The sequence below is a fragment of the Cellulomonas sp. P4_D11 genome, from assembly GCF_056401915.1.
This window is the reverse complement of the sequence record NZ_JBFUIK010000004.1, coordinates 22,203-38,923: the sequence shown is the minus strand read 5'-3', so window position 1 is coordinate 38,923 and position 16,721 is coordinate 22,203. Positions and strand designations below refer to the sequence as shown.

At 73.6% G+C, this 16,721-nt stretch carries 13 protein-coding genes; 10 read left to right on the top strand and 3 right to left on the bottom strand.

Annotation, left to right across the window (positions count from 1 at the left end):
* The first annotated feature begins 98 nt into the window (after positions 1-98).
* A complete protein-coding gene (locus tag AC1DT4_RS03750; RefSeq protein WP_477088425.1) occupies positions 99-1,085 on the top strand; it encodes a bile acid:sodium symporter family protein in 987 nt (328 codons plus the stop codon).
* A gap of 58 nt (positions 1,086-1,143) precedes the next feature.
* Positions 1,144-2,610, top strand: coding sequence for a family 20 glycosylhydrolase (locus AC1DT4_RS03745; RefSeq protein WP_477088424.1), 1,467 nt, complete (start codon positions 1,144-1,146; stop codon positions 2,608-2,610).
* 12 nt (positions 2,611-2,622) lie between these two features.
* Here the strand turns inward: AC1DT4_RS03745 and AC1DT4_RS03740 are convergent, their stop codons facing one another.
* On the bottom strand, positions 2,623-4,416 hold the full coding sequence (locus AC1DT4_RS03740) for a dolichyl-phosphate-mannose--protein mannosyltransferase (RefSeq protein ID WP_477088423.1): 1,794 nt from the start codon (positions 4,414-4,416) through the stop codon (positions 2,623-2,625).
* A 64-nt stretch (positions 4,417-4,480) separates the two neighbouring features.
* On the opposite strand from AC1DT4_RS03740, the gene rsmI reads away from it, so the two are divergent.
* Entirely contained in the window at positions 4,481-5,374 is an 894-nt protein-coding gene (rsmI, locus tag AC1DT4_RS03735) for a 16S rRNA (cytidine(1402)-2'-O)-methyltransferase (RefSeq protein ID WP_477088422.1), read from the top strand.
* Positions 5,375-5,579: 205 nt separating this feature from the next.
* Here rsmI and AC1DT4_RS03730 read toward each other — a convergent pair whose 3' ends face one another.
* The gene (locus tag AC1DT4_RS03730; protein ID WP_477088421.1) at positions 5,580-6,521 is read right to left on the bottom strand and encodes a cytochrome d ubiquinol oxidase subunit II; all 942 of its coding nucleotides are present in this window, start codon (positions 6,519-6,521) and stop codon (positions 5,580-5,582) included.
* Positions 6,518-7,726, bottom strand: coding sequence for a cytochrome ubiquinol oxidase subunit I (locus AC1DT4_RS03725; RefSeq protein WP_477088420.1), 1,209 nt, complete (start codon positions 7,724-7,726; stop codon positions 6,518-6,520). Before AC1DT4_RS03725 ends, AC1DT4_RS03730 begins: the two co-directional genes overlap by 4 nt.
* A gap of 148 nt (positions 7,727-7,874) precedes the next feature.
* Between AC1DT4_RS03725 and AC1DT4_RS03720 the strand changes: the two genes are divergently transcribed.
* From AC1DT4_RS03720 to AC1DT4_RS03690, 7 genes are all read left to right on the top strand, one after another.
* Positions 7,875-9,017 carry a PQQ-dependent sugar dehydrogenase gene (locus AC1DT4_RS03720; protein WP_477088419.1) on the top strand — a complete coding sequence of 381 codons (1,143 nt, stop codon included), beginning with the start codon at positions 7,875-7,877 and terminating at the stop codon, positions 9,015-9,017.
* A gap of 33 nt (positions 9,018-9,050) precedes the next feature.
* Positions 9,051-10,844 carry a methionine--tRNA ligase gene (metG, locus tag AC1DT4_RS03715; protein WP_477088418.1) on the top strand — a complete coding sequence of 598 codons (1,794 nt, stop codon included), beginning with the start codon at positions 9,051-9,053 and terminating at the stop codon, positions 10,842-10,844.
* Positions 10,844-11,761, top strand: a complete 918-nt coding sequence (locus tag AC1DT4_RS03710) for a TatD family hydrolase (protein WP_477088417.1) — start codon at positions 10,844-10,846, stop codon at positions 11,759-11,761. The genes metG and AC1DT4_RS03710 overlap by 1 nt, the downstream gene beginning before the upstream one ends.
* Positions 11,762-11,993: 232 nt before the next feature.
* On the top strand, positions 11,994-13,127 hold the full coding sequence (locus tag AC1DT4_RS03705; RefSeq protein ID WP_477088416.1) for an aggregation-promoting factor C-terminal-like domain-containing protein: 1,134 nt from the start codon (positions 11,994-11,996) through the stop codon (positions 13,125-13,127).
* Between the two features lie 360 nt (positions 13,128-13,487).
* Positions 13,488-14,738, top strand: coding sequence for a ubiquitin-like domain-containing protein (locus AC1DT4_RS03700; protein WP_477088415.1), 1,251 nt, complete (start codon positions 13,488-13,490; stop codon positions 14,736-14,738).
* Between the two features lie 68 nt (positions 14,739-14,806).
* A complete protein-coding gene (gene rsmA, locus AC1DT4_RS03695) occupies positions 14,807-15,745 on the top strand; it encodes a 16S rRNA (adenine(1518)-N(6)/adenine(1519)-N(6))-dimethyltransferase RsmA (protein WP_477088414.1) in 939 nt (312 codons plus the stop codon).
* Positions 15,742-16,680, top strand: a complete 939-nt coding sequence (locus tag AC1DT4_RS03690; RefSeq protein WP_477088413.1) for a 4-(cytidine 5'-diphospho)-2-C-methyl-D-erythritol kinase — start codon at positions 15,742-15,744, stop codon at positions 16,678-16,680. The genes rsmA and AC1DT4_RS03690 overlap by 4 nt, the downstream gene beginning before the upstream one ends.
* Positions 16,681-16,721 lie beyond the last annotated feature (41 nt).

The following is a 16,721-nucleotide window of genomic DNA, read 5'->3' as shown; positions in this document are numbered from 1 at the left end:
GGAACTCCTTGACTACGAGGGGTTCTATCGGGTACGACGAGTGAATCTAGGGGGGATCCGCCGGATCCGCGCGCTGAGCGCGGTGACAGACTGTCGCCGTGCCCTCCGTAGCGCCCGCCGAGGGCTTCGTCGCCCGGGCCCGCAGCTGGGTCGACCCGCTGGTCGTGCTCATCCTCTCGGCGCTGCTGCTGGGGCTCCTGCTCCCGGCGCGAGGGACGGCCGCGGACGTGCTCGCCGTGGCGAAGACGGCGGCGATCGTCCTGCTGTTCTTCCTCTACGGCGCGCGGATGGCGACCGAGGAGATCTGGGCGGGGCTGCGCAACTGGCGGCTGCAGGGCTCGATGCTCGCCGCCACGTACGTCGCGTTCCCGGTGCTGGGCCTGCTGGTCCAGCTGCTGCCCGACGCGGTCGTCTCGCCCGAGATCAAGACCGGTCTGCTGTACCTGTCGCTGCTGCCGTCGACCGTGCAGGCGTCGGTGGTGTTCACGTCGGTCGCTCGCGGGAACGTGGCCGGCGCGATCACCGGCGCGACGATCTCCAACCTCGTCGGCATCGTGCTCACGCCGCTGCTCGTCGGCGTGCTCCTGGCCCGCACCACCGGCGGCGTCGGCAACCCCGCGGGCATCCTGGTCCAGCTGTTGCTGCCGTTCGCGGCCGGGCAGCTGCTGCACCGCTGGATCGGTCCGTGGGTGCGGGCGCACACGCGACTGACCCGGTTCACCGACCGCGGCGCGATCGTGCTCGTCGCGTACGCCTCGGTGAGCTCCGCGACGGTGTCCGGGGCGTGGGCGCACGTCACCTGGGTCGCCGTCGTGGTGCTCGTGGTCGTGTGCGCGGCGATGCTCACGTCCATGCTGGCGCTGACCTGGACCGGGGGCGGGCGGCTGGGGCTCGCGCGCGGCGACCGCGTCGCGCTGCTCATGTGCGGGTCGAAGAAGAGCCTCGCGACGGGCCTCCCGATGGCCGCCGTCCTGTTCACTCCCGCGCTCGCCGCGAGCGTCGCGCTGCCCGTCATCGTCTTCCACCAGCTGCAGCTGGCGACATGCGCGGTGCTCGCGCGCCGACTGGCCGCGCAGGTCGAGTAGCGTCTCCCTGGACCGGTTCGTCCAGGCCGTCCCCGCCGCACCCTTGTCGAGGAGCTCCGTGCCCGACGTGATCGCCGTCGTCCCCCAGCCCGCTGTGCTCGAGCGGACCAGCGACGCCCCCTTCCTCTTCACCGAGGCGACGACCGTGGTGGTCGACGGCCGCCCGGACCTCATCGGCATCGCGGTTCTCGCGGCCGACCTGCTCGGCCGCGTGAGCGGGCGTGCAGTCGAGGTGCGGTACTCCGAGGCGGGGGCGTCGGACATCGTGCGGCTGCGGCTCGTCGAGTCCCTTCCCGCCGGCGACGAGGCGTACCGGGTGGTCTCCCGCAACGGCCGCGTCGACCTCGAGGCGCGCACGCCCGCCGGCCTGGTCCGGGCGATCGTCACGCTGCGCCAGCTCATCGTCACCGCGCCCGGCGGCGTGCTGCGCGTCCCGGGGGTGCGGATCGAGGACTGGCCGCGCTACGCGTGGCGCGGGCTGTCGCTCGACGTCGCGCGGCACTTCGTCACCGTCAGCGACGTCAAGGTCATCATCGGCCTCCTGTCGCACTACAAGCTCAACGTGCTGCACCTGCACCTGACCGACGACCAGGGCTGGCGGCTGCACGTGCCGTCGCGCCCGCTGCTCACCCGGCTGTCCAGCAGCACCTCCGTGGACGGCGACCCCGGCGGGTTCTACTCGGCCGAGGACTTCGCCGACATCGTGGCCTACGGCGCCGTGCGCGGCGTCCGCGTGGTGCCCGAGATCGACGTCCCTGGGCACGTCAACGCCGCCACGCACGCGTACGGCGAGCTGACGCCGTCCGGTGAGCCCACCGACGCCTACACCGGCATCGAGGTCGGCTTCAGCAGGCTGCACGCCGACCTGCCCGCGACCGGCGCCTTCCTCACCCACGTGTTCTCCGACGTCGCCGCGATGACCCCCGGCGAGTACGTGCACATCGGTGGCGACGAGGTGCTGACCATGGAGGCCGACGAGTACGCCACGCTCGTCGCCGCCGCGTCGGCCGCTGTCCGGGCCGCCGGCAAGAAGGTGGTCGGCTGGCAGGAGATCGCGCACACCCCGCTCGAGCCCGGCACGGTCGTGCAGTACTGGGACACGCGGGTGGACCCGGCGCCGTTCGCGGCCGCCGCGCAGGCCGGCGCGCTGCTGCTGATGTCGCCCGCGTCGAAGGCGTACCTGGACATGAAGTACGACGCGAGCACCGAGCTCGGCCTCGAGTGGGCCGGGCACGTCGAGCTGCGCGACGCCTACGACTGGGAGCCGTCCACCCTCATCGAGGGTGTGCCCGCCGAGTCCGTGATCGGCGTCGAGGCAGGGCTCTGGACCGAGACGCTGCGCGACCTGCCCGCCCTCACGCAGATGCTGCTGCCCCGGCTCGCGGCCGTCGCCGAGGTGGCGTGGTCCGCGCCCGAGCGCCGCGACTGGGAGGACTTCCGCACCCGGATCGCCCGGCACGCGCCGTTCTGGGACCGCCTGGCACTGTCGTGGTACCCGAGCCCGCAGGTCGAGTGGCCCAGCTGACCGTGCCGGTCGTCAGATCCAGGTGCGCAGCCACATGTGGGAGTGCCAGAAGTTGTACGGCACCACCCACGCGGACCAGATCGGGTAGAAGAACGCGCTGACCAGCACGATCAGCCCGACGAGCATCCCGCAGCCGATGATCGCCCACTTCCGGCCGCGAGGATCCAGGTCCTTCGGGCCGACCACCAGACCCATCACGTACACCAGCGTGAGCACGACCCAGGGCGTGAACGCGATCGAGTAGAACGTGAAGATCGTGCGGTGCGCGTAGGCGAACCACGGCAGCCAGCCGGCGACGATGCCGGACAGCACGGCGCCGGCGCGCCAGTCCCGGTACCGGAACAGCCAGACGACCGCGACGATGACCGCCGCCGCCGCGCACCACCACAGCACCGGGTTACCCAGCGCGACGATGGCCTGCGAGCAGCTGGGGGCGCCGCACGCGTCCTGGGCCGCCTGACCGGTGAGCCCGGAGATCTCGGTCGGGTAGAAGAACGACGTGGGCCGCCACTGCACGATCCAGCCGATCGGGTGAGCCGCGTACGAGTGGGGCGTCTCGAGCCCGTTGTGGAACGCCCACATGTCCTGGTGGTACTTCCAGAACGACCGGAGCGCGGGCGGCAGCCACTGCACGCCCTGGTCGGGGTTGTTCTCGGCCCAGAGCCGCCCGTACGACTCGCGGTGCGTGAACCACGACCACCAGGTGCCCAGGTAGACGACGACGGCGATGCCGACCATCGAGATCCCCGCGACGATGCCGTCCTTGAGGATGCCGGCCCGCCACCAGTGCCGGACCCCGATCGCGCGCCGCGCGGTGAGGTCCCACGCCACGCTGAGCAGCCCGAACACCGCGAGGAAGTACATCGCCGACCACTTCGTGCCGAGCGCCAGGCCGAGCAGGACCGCCGCCGCGAGCCGCCACCAGCGGACCCCGAGGCGCGGCCCGTCGTCCAGCTCGCCGCCCTCGTCGAGCCGCCTCCCGGCCCGTTCGGCCAGCCGCCGTCGGGCCTGGTCGCGGTCCAGCAGCAGGGCGCCGAACGCCGCGAGCAGGAAGAACATGAGGAACGGGTCGAGCAGGCTGACGCGGGACATCACGATCGCCTCGCCGTCGACCGCCATGAGCAGGCCGGCCACCGTGCCGAGCGCCGTCGACGCGAACAGGCGGCGGCCGATGCGCGCGACCATGAGGACCGCGAGCGTGCCGCAGATCGCCGCCGACAGCCGCCACGCCGCCGAGCTGCCCACGCCTCCACCGAGGTGGATCCCCAGCGCGATCAGCCACTTGCCCAGCTGCGGGTGCACGACGTACTCGCCGGTCGTCGTGAGGCCGCTGGTGTCGCCCGCCTCGAACGCCGGGTTCGGGTTGTCGCCCCACTGCGCCTCGAAGCCGTTGACCAGCAGCGAGTAGGCGTCCTTGACGTAGTACGTCTCGTCGAACACCAGGCGGTGCGGCCGGCCCAGGTCCCAGAACCGCAGGAAGGCTCCGAGCAGCGTCACGGCCAGCGCCCACGCCCAGCCCGTCAGGCGCGCGCGCGGGGTGCGGTCGAGCGCGAGGGAGTCGTCGCCGAGCAGCCGACGCAGGAACCGGCCGCGGTGGGACTCGACCGGACCCTCCACGTCCCGCGACTCGTCGTGCACGAGCTCGGTCGGGGCGTCGGTCTCGGTGGTGCTGCCACCGGCGAGGTCGTCGTCGGCGGCCGACGACCGCTCGTGCGGGGCCGGGACGTCCTCGGAGCGGGGGGAGGGGGCGGTGCCTCCCTGACGGGCGGTCAGGGTCGCGGCGTCGTCGTCTCCGGTGGGCGGCACCGGGTCATCGTAGGGGCGAGGGCTGTGCGGCGGGAGGGGTCCGGCGAGGTGGCAGGCTGACGGCGTGACCCCCGTGAGTCCCCCCGCGCAGACCCCCGGTCGCCTCGTGCTGGCCGCGACGCCGATCGGCAACACCGAGGACGCGTCGGCGCACCTGCGGCGGCTGCTCGCGGAGGCCGACGTCGTCGCCGCGGAGGACACGCGGCGGCTGCGGGCGCTCGCGGCGAGGCTCGGCGTCGAGATCGGCGGGCGCGTCGTCAGCCACCACGAGCACAACGAGGCCGACCGGTCGGCCGACCTGCTCGAGGTCGTCGCCAACGGGGGCACGGTCGTCGTCGTCACGGACGCGGGGATGCCTGCCGTCTCCGACCCGGGCTTCCGCGTGGTGACCGCGGCCGTCGCGGCGGGGCTGCCGGTCACGGCCGCGCCCGGGCCGAGCGCCGTGCTCACGGCGCTGGCTCTGTCGGGCCTGCCGACTGACCGGTTCTGCTTCGAGGGCTTCCCGCCGCGCAAGCCGGGCGAGCGGGCACGGGCCTTCGAGCTCCTGGCCGACGAGCGCCGCACGATGATCTTCTTCGAGGCGCCGCACCGGCTGGACGACACCCTGCGGGCGATGGCCGACGGGTTCGGCGCCGACCGGCCCGCCGCCGTGTGCCGCGAGCTGACCAAGACGTACGAGGAGATCGTCCGTGGACCCCTCGCCGAGCTGGTCGCGTGGGCGTCGGCCGACCAGGTGCGCGGGGAGATCGTCGTCGTGGTGGGCGGCGCGGTGAAGGCGGTCGAGCTGTCGACCGCGGACCTCGTGGCCGAGGTGCTGTCGCGCGCGGACGGCGGCGAGCGGCTGAAGGACGCGGTCGCGGAGGTGGCGGCGGCGGCCGGTGTCCCGAAGCGCGACCTGTACGCGGCGGCCCTGGCGGCCAAGCCCCGCCCCGACCGCACCCCGCCGACCGGTCCCTGACCGCCGCCGGTTCCTGACCACGACCCGCCGACCAGGCCATGGCCCCAGCGTCGACCCGGCCCCGCGACACTCGTGGGCCCGCTCGTCACGGACGAAGCCGGTCGAGAACAACGTTGCATGCGTTATCGGGCGTCAGAACGTTCCCCACGTTGTTCTCGCTGGGGGCGGGGCGGGGGTGTCCGCGGCGACGGGTCTTCCGGTCGTGTCAGTAGAAGACCGCGTCGCGCGGGCCGACCGGGTGGCGGAACGTCCGCCAGACCCACGCCTGCGCCGCGAGCAGGACCGGCACGCACGCGAGGAGCGCGAGGCCGAGGTCGGGCACCGGTGACGCGGTCGCGGCCAGGCGCGGCGCGAGCGCGACCGCCGCGGCGACGACGGGCAGGATCCCACCCGCGACGAGCGCGAGCAGTGCGCGGTGCAGGCGACCGTCCGAGAGCGCGGGCCGGGCGACGAGCGCGGAGCCCGAGCCGGCGGCGACGACCAGCGGGGGCAGGACCGCGGTGAGCGGGCCGTCGGCGGGGACCAGCATCACGTAGGCGAGCGCGGCGGCGGCGAGCAGACCGGCGGACCACGGGAGCGACCGCAGCGCCAGCCGCGCGGCGCGCCGGCGCAGCTCGCCGGACGTCCGCATGGCGACGAAGGTCGTGCCGAGGACCCGCGTCACGGCGATGGCCGACAGCCCGGTGAGCACCGGGACGACGACCCGCGCGGCGATCGACGGCTGCGGCGGCAGCCAGACGAGCGCGCCGCCCAGCAATACGCCGGCCACGAGCGGCAGGGCCACGGACGCGACCACGATCACGCGCTCCCAGCCGGCCCGCCACCGGGCGCCGGGCCGCCGACTGCGGAGCCCGACGCCCGCGTCGCGCAGCACCCAGGCGACCAGAAGGGCGATGACCAGCGGGTACGCGACGAACCAGAGCCCGCTCTCGAGCTCCGGGAAGCCGGCGACCAGCACGCCGGCGGCGGCCACCAACCAGACCTCACCGGCCAGCAGGAACGGGCCGAGCGCGGTGAGGACGGTCCGGCGCTCGCCCGGCGTGCGGCCCACCGAGCGCAGCGTGGCGCCGAGCCCGTGGTTGATCCCGTCGAGCACGGCCCACCCGGCCAGCGAGCCCGCCAGCAGGACGGCCCACAGGGCGGTCATCGGGACACCTCGGCGAAGGTCAGGGGCTCGTCGGCCTCGCGGGCCTGCGACGATGGTGCGCCGAGGGCCGGGTTGCCCGGGCCCAGGCGCGCGAGTCGCGCGAGGACCAGCCAGTCGACGACCGCGAGGGTGGCGATGAGCCCGACGAGGACCGCCAGCGAGACCAGCACCGACGTCGCGGTGTGGGCGGACGTGGCGTCGGCGGTCCTCAGGACACCGACCACGACCCAGGGCTGCCGGCCGATCTCGCGTGCCAGCCAGCCGAAGATCGCGAGCACGAACGGCGCCGGCAGCACGACGGTGAGGAACCCGTAGAACCCGCGCCGCAGCCCGAGCGGCAGCCGGAACAGCGCCCCGCGGACCAGGAGCGCCAGCATCGGGAACGCGCCGAGGAACAGGACGAGACCGCCGAGGATCATCAGTCCGAGCGCGACGCCGGCCACCGGGGACTGGGTGGGCTCGTCGGCTCGGTCCGCGAAGTAGGAGAACTGCGAGAAGCCGAACCCAACGGCGAGGAGCGCACCGACCGCACCGACGACGACGCCGGTGCGCAACGAGCGCTGGAACAGCTCGTCGTGCCCCGTCTCGCGGCGCAGGTGCCAGGCGCTGGTGCCGACGACGACGAACGCGCCGGCCAGCAGGCACGCGCCGACGACGTGCCCGAGGGACAGGACGGCCGCCGGGTTGAGCACGAGCGCGGCGGTGTCGGTGAGGTGCGCGACGCCGTCGACGAGCTCGTAGCCCACGGGGTGCCGCAGGAAGCCGTTCGCCACCATGACGGCGAACGCCGAGGCGTACCCGGTGACCACCACGAGCCAGAACACCGCCGTGTGCACCCACCGGTTCAGCTGGTGCCACCCGAAGACCCACAGACCCAGCAGCGTCGACTCGAGGAAGAAGGCGACCATCGTCTCGACGGCCAGCGGTGCCCCGAACACCTCGCCGGCCACGTCGAGCAGCCCTGGGAAGTGCAGCCCGAACTGGAGCTCGAGCAGGATGCCCGCGACGATCCCGAGCGCATAGTTGACCAGGTAGAGCTGGCCCCAGAACCGCGTGGCGCGCTCGTGCACCTGACGCCCGGTGACCGCCCACCGGGTCTGGAAGATCGCGACCACAGGCCCCAGGCCGAGGGTCACCAGGACGAACAGGAAGTGGATGCCGGCCAGCAGCGCGAACTGCGTGCGGGCGGCGTCGACGGCGGTCACACGGTGGACGCTAGGTGCGTCCGCGGGCAACGGACCCCGCTCCCAGGGGAAGACCGGGGACGGTTCCGGGTGGTCCCGGAGGCGGGCCCGCGGCCGGCTCAGGGTGGTCCCGGAGTGCGGGGCCGCGCGCGTCGTGCTGGGCTGGATCATGGCTGTGCGACGAGCGTCCCGCGTACGGTCGGCCGCTGCGGTGGCCACGGTCGCGCTGCTGGCGCTCATCGGAGCCTGCGGACCCGACACCCCGGCACCCACGGAGACCGCCCCGACGACGGCGGCCTCCGGCGAGCCGAGCGGCGCGGCCACGGTCGAGGTCACCGCGGTCGACGAGATCCTCGGCGACCTCGACGTCCCGTGGGGCCTCGCCTTCCTGCCCGACGGCGAGGCGGTGGTCACGCTGAGGGACGCGGCGCGGCTGATCCTCGTCGGGCCCGACGGCGCGGCGACGTCCGTGACCGGTCCCGGTGCCGACCAGCTGACCGACCTCGTCGTCGCCGACGGTGAGGGCGGTCTGCTCGGGGTGGCCGTGCTGGGCTCGTCGGGAAGCTCGGTCGACCTGGCCCTCTACGCGACCGCCGCCGACGACAACCGGGTGCTGCGCGGCACGCTCGACGGCTCGACGCTGGGGGAGCTGCGCCCGATCGTCACGGGCATCCGCAAGGCGGGCAACCACGACGGCGGCCGGCTCGCGGTCGGCCCGGACGGCTACCTGTACGTCACGACGGGCGACGCCGGCGACCGGCCGTCCGCGCAGGATCCCGACAGCCTGAACGGCAAGATCCTGCGGGTCACGCTCGACGGCGACCCCGCGCCGGGCAACCCGGAGGACGGCTCGCCGGTCTGGAGCATGGGTCACCGGAACGTGCAGGGTCTCGGGTGGGCGCCCGACGGCCGGATGTTCGCGTCCGAGTTCGGGCAGGACGCCTGGGACGAGCTCAACGTCATCGAACCGGGCGGCAACTACGGCTGGCCGGAGGTCGAGGGGAGGTCGGACGACGCCGACTTCGTGGCGCCCGTGGCCACCTGGGCGACCGCCGACGCCTCGCCCAGCGGCCTCGCGGTCACCGACGAGGGCGTCTACCTCGCGGCCCTGCGCGGCGAGCGGCTGTGGCGCGTCCCGCTGACGGCCGACGGCGTCGGGACCCCGCAGGCGCTGCTCGAGGGGCAGTACGGGCGCCTGCGCGCGGTCGCCGTGGCCCCGGACGGGTCACTCTGGGTCATGACGAACAACACCGACGGGCGCGGCGACCCGCGGCCGGGCGACGACCGCATCCTGCGGGTGGTCGTCGGCTGAGCCGACCCGGCGCGCTCACCTAGGATCGGCGGCATGTCCCGCATCCTCTCCGCCGTCGCATGGCCGTATGCGAACGGCCCCCGCCACATCGGTCACGTCGCCGGCTTCGGTGTCCCGTCGGACATCTTCAGCCGCTACATGCGGATGGCGGGCAACGAGGTGCTCATGGTCTCCGGCACCGACGAGCACGGGACGCCGATCCTGGTGCTGGCCGAGCAGGAGGGCGTGAGCCCGCAGGAGCTAGCGGACCGCTACAACCGCGTGATCGTCGAGGACCTGACCAACCTGGGGTTGTCGTACGACCTCTTCACGCGGACGACGACGCGCAACCACTACGCGGTCGTGCAGGAGATGTTCCGCACGGTGCACAAGAACGGCTACATGATCGAGCAGTCGACCATGGGGGCCATCTCGCCGAGCACCGGGCGCACGCTGCCCGACCGGTACGTGGAGGGCACCTGCCCGATCTGCGGGTACGACGGCGCTCGCGGCGACCAGTGCGACAACTGCGGCAACCAGCTGGACGCCATAGACCTGATCAACCCGCACAGCCGGATCAACGGCGAGACGCCGAAGTTCGTCGAGTCGAACCACTTCTTCCTCGACCTGCCGGCGTTCGCGAGCGCGCTCGAGGCGTGGCTGCGGACCCGCGAGGGCTGGCGTCCGAACGTGCTGAACTTCTCGCTCAACCTCATCGACGACCTGCGCCCGCGCGCCATGACGCGGGACATCGACTGGGGCATCCCGGTCCCGCTCCCCGGCTGGGAGGACAACCCGAACAAGCGCCTCTACGTCTGGTTCGACGCGGTCATCGGGTACCTGTCGGCGTCGATCGAGTGGGCGCGGCGCAGCGGCGACCCCGACGCGTGGCGGCCGTTCTGGAACGACCCCGAGGCCCTGAGCTACTACTTCATGGGCAAGGACAACATCACGTTCCACTCGCAGATCTGGCCGGCGGAGCTGCTCGCCTACGACGGCCGCGGGACCAAGGGCGGGTCGCCCGGCGAGTTCGGCACGCTCAACCTGCCCACCGAGGTGGTGTCCAGCGAGTTCCTCACCATGGAGGGCAAGCAGTTCAGCTCGTCGCGCGGCGTCGTCATCTACGTCCGCGACCTGCTGTCCCGCTACCAGCCCGACGCGCTGCGGTACTTCCTGTCGGTCGCCGGCCCGGAGAACCAGGACTCGGACTTCACGTGGGCGGACTTCAAGACGCGCACGAACTCCGAGCTGGTGGCGGGCTGGGGCAACCTGGTCAACCGCACGGCGAGCCTCATCCACAAGAACTTCGGCGAGGTGCCGACGCCCGGCGAGCTCCAGCCCGTGGACGAGGGCCTGCTCGCGACGACGGCGGCGGGGTTCGGCAAGGTCGGCGAGCTGCTCGGCGGGCACCGCAACAAGGCGGCCATCGGCGAGGCGATGCGGGTGGTCCAGGAGGCCAACCGGTACATCTCCGAGACCGAGCCGTGGAAGCTGACCGGCGACCGCGACCGCCTGGGCACGGTGCTGCACACGGCCGCGCAGGCGGTGAGCGACGCGAACACGCTGCTCGCGCCGTTCCTGCCGCACTCGGCGCAGAAGGTGCACGAGACGCTCGGCGGTACGGGCACGTTCTCGCCGCTGCCCCGGATCGACGAGGTCACGGACCTCGACGACGACTCGCGGCACTACCCGATCATCACGGGCGACTACGAGCTCGGCCGGACGGTCGCGCCGTGGCGGTCGAAGCCGCTCCTGCCGGGTACCCCCATCGCCAAGCCCACTCCGGTGTTCACCAAGCTCGACGACTCGATCGTCGAGGAGGAGCTCGAGCGGCTGCGCCAGGGTTGATGGCGCGCACCAAGGAGCGGGGCTGGCCCGCGCCGCCCGAGCCGCTGCCGGCGCCGGTCGTCGACAACCACACGCACGTCGACACGGTGCTGCCGTGGGAGGCCGACGGGTGGGACCCCGACGGCCGGTCGCCCGACCTCGCCGCGCACCTCGAGCGCGCCGCGGCGGTCGGGGTGACCCGGATGGTGCAGGTCGGCTGCGACCTCGACGCCATCGCCTGGACGGACGCGGCCGTGCGTGCGCACCGGGAGCTGCTCGGCGCCGTCGCCGTCCACCCGAACGAGACGGTGCGGCACGCGGGCATCGTCGAGGCGGCCCCGGACGGCCTCGAGCCGGACGAGCCCTACGAGGTGGATCTGGCCGCAGCGATCGACGTCGTGGAGCGGACCGCGCGCGGCAACCCGCGCATCCGCGCCATCGGCGAGACCGGCCTCGACCACTTCCGCGCCGGCCCGCGCGGCCGCGAGGTCCAGCGGGAGGCGTTCCGCGCCCACATCGCGCTGGCCAAGGAGCTGGGGCTGGCGATGCAGATCCACGACCGCGACGCGCACGACGCCGTGGTCGAGGTGCTGCTGGCCGACGGGGCGCCGGACCGCACGGTGTTCCACTGCTTCTCCGGCGACGCGGAGCTGGCTCGCCTGGCCGTCGCGCAGGGCTGGTTCCTCTCGTTCGCCGGCCCGATCTCGTTCAAGGCCAACGACGAGCTGCGTGCCGCGCTGCGCGAGGTCCCGCCCAGCCTGCTGCTGGTGGAGACCGACGCGCCGTACCTGACGGTGCACCCGTTCCGCGGCCGGCCCAACGCCCCGTATCTCCTACCCGGCACGGTCCGCACGGTCGCCGAGGTCACCGAGCGACCGCTGGAGGACGTCTGCCGCGCGCTGTCGGCGACGTCCGAGGCCGTCTACGGGACCTGGTGAGAGGTATGTCCCGATCTGTCGCCGGACACACGGGTGACCGTGGTCCCGGACGACGGATCTCGACTTCCCGCCTCGGTCACGGATCGGTTACGGTCGGACCTGCTCGACGCGTCCTGGACACCCGTCCGTACGACGTTCCTGAGCACCGGCCGAGAGGAACCACCGAGTGACGCCCGACCTGGAGCATGCGACGCCGCGTCGCGGACTCCGAGGTCGACGTGCCGTCCGGGTGGTGGCCCAGGCCGCCGTACTCGCCGTCGTGGCGGCCGCGACGAGCGCTTTTGCGGTTCTCCACAAGACCGTGACGGTCGACGTCGACGGCACCTCGGTGCAGGTCGAGGCGTTCGGCCGGACGGTCGGGGACATGCTCGCGAGCGGCGGCATCACGGTCGGCGAGCGCGACCTGGTCGCCCCCGCGGTGGACCAGCCGATCTCCCGGGCCGGCCAGATCGTCGTCCGGCACGGTCGCGAGCTGGCGGTCGAGGTCGACGGCTCGCAGCGGGACGTCTGGACGACCGCGCTGACCGTGGGCGAGGCCGTGGACGGCCTGGGGCTGCGCGACGACGAGGTCCGCCTGTCGGCGTCCCGGTCAGCGGAGCTCGGCCGCGACATGCTGCGCGTCTCCACGCTGAAGACCATCCACCTCGTCGTGGACGGGCAGGTGATCGACGGCGTCAGCAGCGCCGCCACCGTCCGCGACGCGCTGCGCGACATCGGCCTCGTGCTCGACGACGGCGACCAGGTCTCCGTGCCGCTCGACGCCACCGCGGTCGACGGCCTGGTGGTCCTCGTGACCCGCGCCAGCACGGGCGGCGAGACGGTGACCGAGGCCATGCCGTTCGACTCCCAGGAGGTCGAGGACCCAGGGATGGTCAAGGGCAACACCGTCATCACCACCAAGGGCAAGGCCGGCGTCCGCACCACGACGTACGAGCTGCAGGTCGTCGGCGGCGTGGTCACCGGTCGCACCCCGATCGCCTCCGTGGTGACGGTCGCGCCGGTCACGCAGGTCACCAAGGTCGGCACGGCCGAGCTCCCCGACCCCACCGTCGTCGCCGTCGAGCCGGGCACCGCCCAGGCCCTCGGCAAGGAGATGGCCGCCGCGCGCGGCTGGGGCGACGACCAGTTCGCCTGCCTCCTCTCGCTGTGGAACCAGGAGAGCGGCTGGCGCGTCAACGCGGCCAACCGGTCCTCCGGTGCGTACGGCATCCCGCAGGCGCTGCCGGGCTCGAAGATGGCGACCGTCGGCGCCGACTGGCAGACCAACCCGGCCACGCAGATCACCTGGGGCCTCAACTACATCGGCGGCCGCTACGGCAACCCGTGCGGTGCGTGGGCGCAGCACGAGGCCAAGGGCTGGTACTGATCCGCCGGTTTCACCCGGTGTGTGGCCGATTACCCGTGTGACGACGCTCACGCCGCCTGACGTGGGGCGACGCCCGACGACAGGGTGAAACGAGCACGGATGTACCGCATCGGGCGGTAGGCGCGCTTGGCATTCTGGTCACGATCCGGTTACGGTCGGTCTCGCCTCGCGATCTGGACATCAGCCCATCTGCGCTGACGTCCGGTCCGTGAGGCACCGGCGCCCGCTCCGTGTGGGCCGCCGCGACGGCCGGATCGGGGATCCGGGACCGACGGGTGACGCCCCCCTCCGGGTGTCCGCCGAACCTCGAATCCCGAGGTTCACCGCCGGGCGCCGCACCTGTGGCGCGCTCCGCCCCCCGTGCCCGGGCACCTCGACGGCTGGAGCCCCGTGCAGTTCTCGACCCTCATCCCTGGTCCCTTCGCGCGATCCCGCGACACGTCCGAGCCCGATGGCCCGGACGAGCCCCGTCCGAAGGACCACTGGTCCGGTCGGGCACGCATCCTCCCCATCTCCGCCGCGGCGGTGGCCCTCGTCCTCGCGGGCGGGTCGGCCGCGTTCGCGCACGCGCAGAAGTCCGTCACGCTCGACGTCGACGGCAACGTCACCCAGCTGAGCACCTTCGCCGGCTCGGTCGACGGGTTGCTGGACGACCAGGGCGTCGTCGTCGGCGCCCGCGACGTCGTGAGCCAGACCGGCGCGCTGGGCGAGGGCTCCGAGATCGTCGTCCGTCACGCTCACCAGGTCGCCGTGACCGTCGACGGCCAGGAGCAGTCGGTCTGGACCACGGCGCTGTCCGCGGACGAGGCGCTCGACTCGCTGTCCGCGCGCGGCCAGTCCGTCGCGCTCGTCGCCTCGCGGTCCGCCGCGGGCGGTCGCCCGGAGCTGGCGCTCGACCTCGCGCTGCACGGCCCGGCGGACGTGGTCGTCGACGGCCAGACCCTCGCGGTCACGGACGCCGACGCGCGCGTGGCCCAGGTGCTCGGCGAGCTCGGCATCACGCTGAACCCGCTTGACCGCGTCTCGGTGGTCCGGACGGACACCGGCCGCGTCCAGGTCGTCGTCAACCGCGTCATCATGCAGGACGTCACCTCGACCGTCGCGGTCCCGTTCGCGTCGAGCACGCAGCAGGACGCGTCGCGGTACACGGACCAGAAGCGCACGCTCACGGCGGGCGTCCCCGGCGTCCGTACCGTCGTCGAGCGCGTCACCACGGTCGACGGCGTCGAGTCGGGCCGGATCGCCGTGTCCGACACCGTCACCCAGGCCCCGGTCGACGAGGTGCTGAGCGTCGGCACCAAGGCGCGCCCGGTCGTCCCGAAGGCCCCCGCGGCCTCGACGGGATCCCCGGTCACCGCGGGCGGCGACGCCGACTCGCTCAACTGGGCGGCCCTCGCGCGCTGCGAGTCGGGCGGCAACCCCACCTCCGTCTCCGGGAGCGGCAAGTACTACGGCCTCTACCAGTTCTCGGTCGGCACGTGGCAGGGCGTCGGCGGTGCGGGTCTTCCCTCGCAGGCCTCGCCCGAGGAGCAGACGTCCCGCGCCAAGATGCTCTACAACCGCTCGGGAGCCGGCCAGTGGCCCACCTGCGGGAAGAACCTGTTCAGCTGATCGCCTCAGAAGCCCCCGCCCGGTACGCCGGGCGGGGGCTTCTGCCGTGCTCGCCTAGGCTCGTGCGCATGTCAACCACCACCACGCTGCTCGGGCCTGCGGAGATCCGCGAGCTGGCGGAGCGCGCGGGCGTGCGCCCGACCAAGCAGCTGGGCCAGAACTTCGTGCTCGACGGCGGCACGGTCCGCAAGATCGTCCGGCAGGCCGACGTCGCCGAGGGCGACCGCGTGGTGGAGATCGGCTCCGGCCTCGGCTCCCTGACGCTGGGGCTGCTGGAGGCGGGCGCCGACGTGGTCGCCGTGGAGATCGACCCGACGCTCGCGAGGCTCCTCCCGGGCACGGTCGCGCGGCACGTGCCGGGGCTGACGGTGGTGGCGGGTGCCGACGACGAGCCCGTGGTGCTGCGCGACGAGGCCGGCCGCGAGCGCCTGACGATCGTGCTCTCCGACGCCCTCGACGTGCGCGAGCTGCCGGGCCCCCCGCCCGTCGCGCTCGTCGCCAACCTGCCCTACAACGTCTCCGTGCCGGTGCTGCTCACGTTCCTCGAGCGGTTCGACTCGCTCGAGCGCGTGCTCGTGATGGTGCAGGCGGAGGTGGCCGACCGCCTCGCCGCGCCGCCGGGCAGCCGCACGTACGGGGTGCCGTCGGCGAAGGCGGCCTGGTACGCGTCGGCCCGCCGCACGGCCACGGTCGGGCGCACGGTCTTCTGGCCGGCGCCCAACGTCGACTCGGCGCTCGTGCGCTTCGACCGCCGCGAGCCGCCGGTCACCGACGCCTCGCGGGAGGCCGTGTTCGCCGTCGTCGACGCCGCCTTCGCCCAGCGCCGCAAGATGCTCCGCTCGGCCCTCGCGTCCCTCGCCGGCAGTGCCGACGCGGCCGTCGCGGCCCTCCAGGCGGCCGGCGTGGACCCGCAGGCCCGCGGCGAACGGGTGGACATCGGCGGCTTCGCGCGCATCGCGGAGCACCTCGGGCCCGCCGCCGGGCGACCTGGCACAGTGGAGCCGTGACGCTGACCCCCGTGGCCCCGCTGCCCGAGCACGAGGTCAAGGTCCGCGCGCCCGGGAAGGTCAACCTGTCGCTGCGCGTCGGTCCGCGCGAGGACGACGGGTACCACGCCGTCTCCACGGTGTTCCAGGCGGTGTCGGTGTTCGAGGAGGTCGTCGCCACCCCGTCCGACACCCGCGAGCTCACCGTGAGCGGTCCGCAGGCCGAGCTGGTGCCGACGGACGGGTCGAACCTGGCGCTACGGGCCGCGGCCCTGCTCGCGGAGCACGCGGGGATCGACGACGGCGTGCACCTGCACCTCAACAAGGGCGTGCCGGTCGCGGGCGGCATGGCGGGGGGCTCGGCCGACGCCGCCGCGGCCCTCGTCGCGTGCGACGCCCTCTGGCGCACCGGGCTGAGCCGGGACGACCTGCTGGAGCTGGCCGCCGAGCTGGGCTCCGACGTGCCGTTCGTGCTGGCCGGCCACACCGCCGTCGGCTCGGGGCGAGGTCACCTGCTCACTCCCGCGCTGAGCCGTGGCGAGTTCCACTGGGCGTTCGCCGTGCAGGACCGCGGGCTGTCCACGGCCGCCGTCTACGCCGCGTTCGACGAGCTGCACAGCTCGGCGATGGTGCCCGACCAGGAGGACGACGTCCCCCTCATGCAGGCCCTGCGCGCGGGGGACCCCCGGGCGCTCGGCGCCGCGCTGCACAACGACCTGCAGATGGCGGCCCTCGAGCTCGATCCCGGCCTGGCCGAGCCGCTCGCCGTCGCCCAGGACGCGGGGGCGCTCGGCGTCGTCGTGTCCGGGTCGGGCCCGACCATCGCCGCCCTGGGCCGCAGCCGGCAGCACGCGCTGGTGCTCGCCGCGGCGTTCACCGCGTCGGGGGTCGCGGACCGCGTGCTCACCGCGGCCGGCCCCGTGGCCGGCGCGCGCGTGGTCAGCTCCACGGACTGACGCCCCCGCCCGGCCACTGAGTCGACGCGCCCCTCAGCCGC

Excerpts from the sequence above, each read along its gene's own strand:
- AC1DT4_RS03730 (WP_477088421.1), bottom strand. The coding sequence starts at position 6,521 with ATGACCGCCCTGTGGGCCGTCCTGCTGGCGGGCTCGCTGGCCGGGTGG.
- AC1DT4_RS03720 (WP_477088419.1), top strand. The coding sequence starts at position 7,875 with ATGGCTGTGCGACGAGCGTCCCGCGTACGGTCGGCCGCTGCGGTGGCC.
- metG (WP_477088418.1), top strand. The coding sequence starts at position 9,051 with ATGTCCCGCATCCTCTCCGCCGTCGCATGGCCGTATGCGAACGGCCCC.
- AC1DT4_RS03710 (WP_477088417.1), top strand. The coding sequence starts at position 10,844 with ATGGCGCGCACCAAGGAGCGGGGCTGGCCCGCGCCGCCCGAGCCGCTG.
- rsmA (WP_477088414.1), top strand. The coding sequence starts at position 14,807 with ATGTCAACCACCACCACGCTGCTCGGGCCTGCGGAGATCCGCGAGCTG.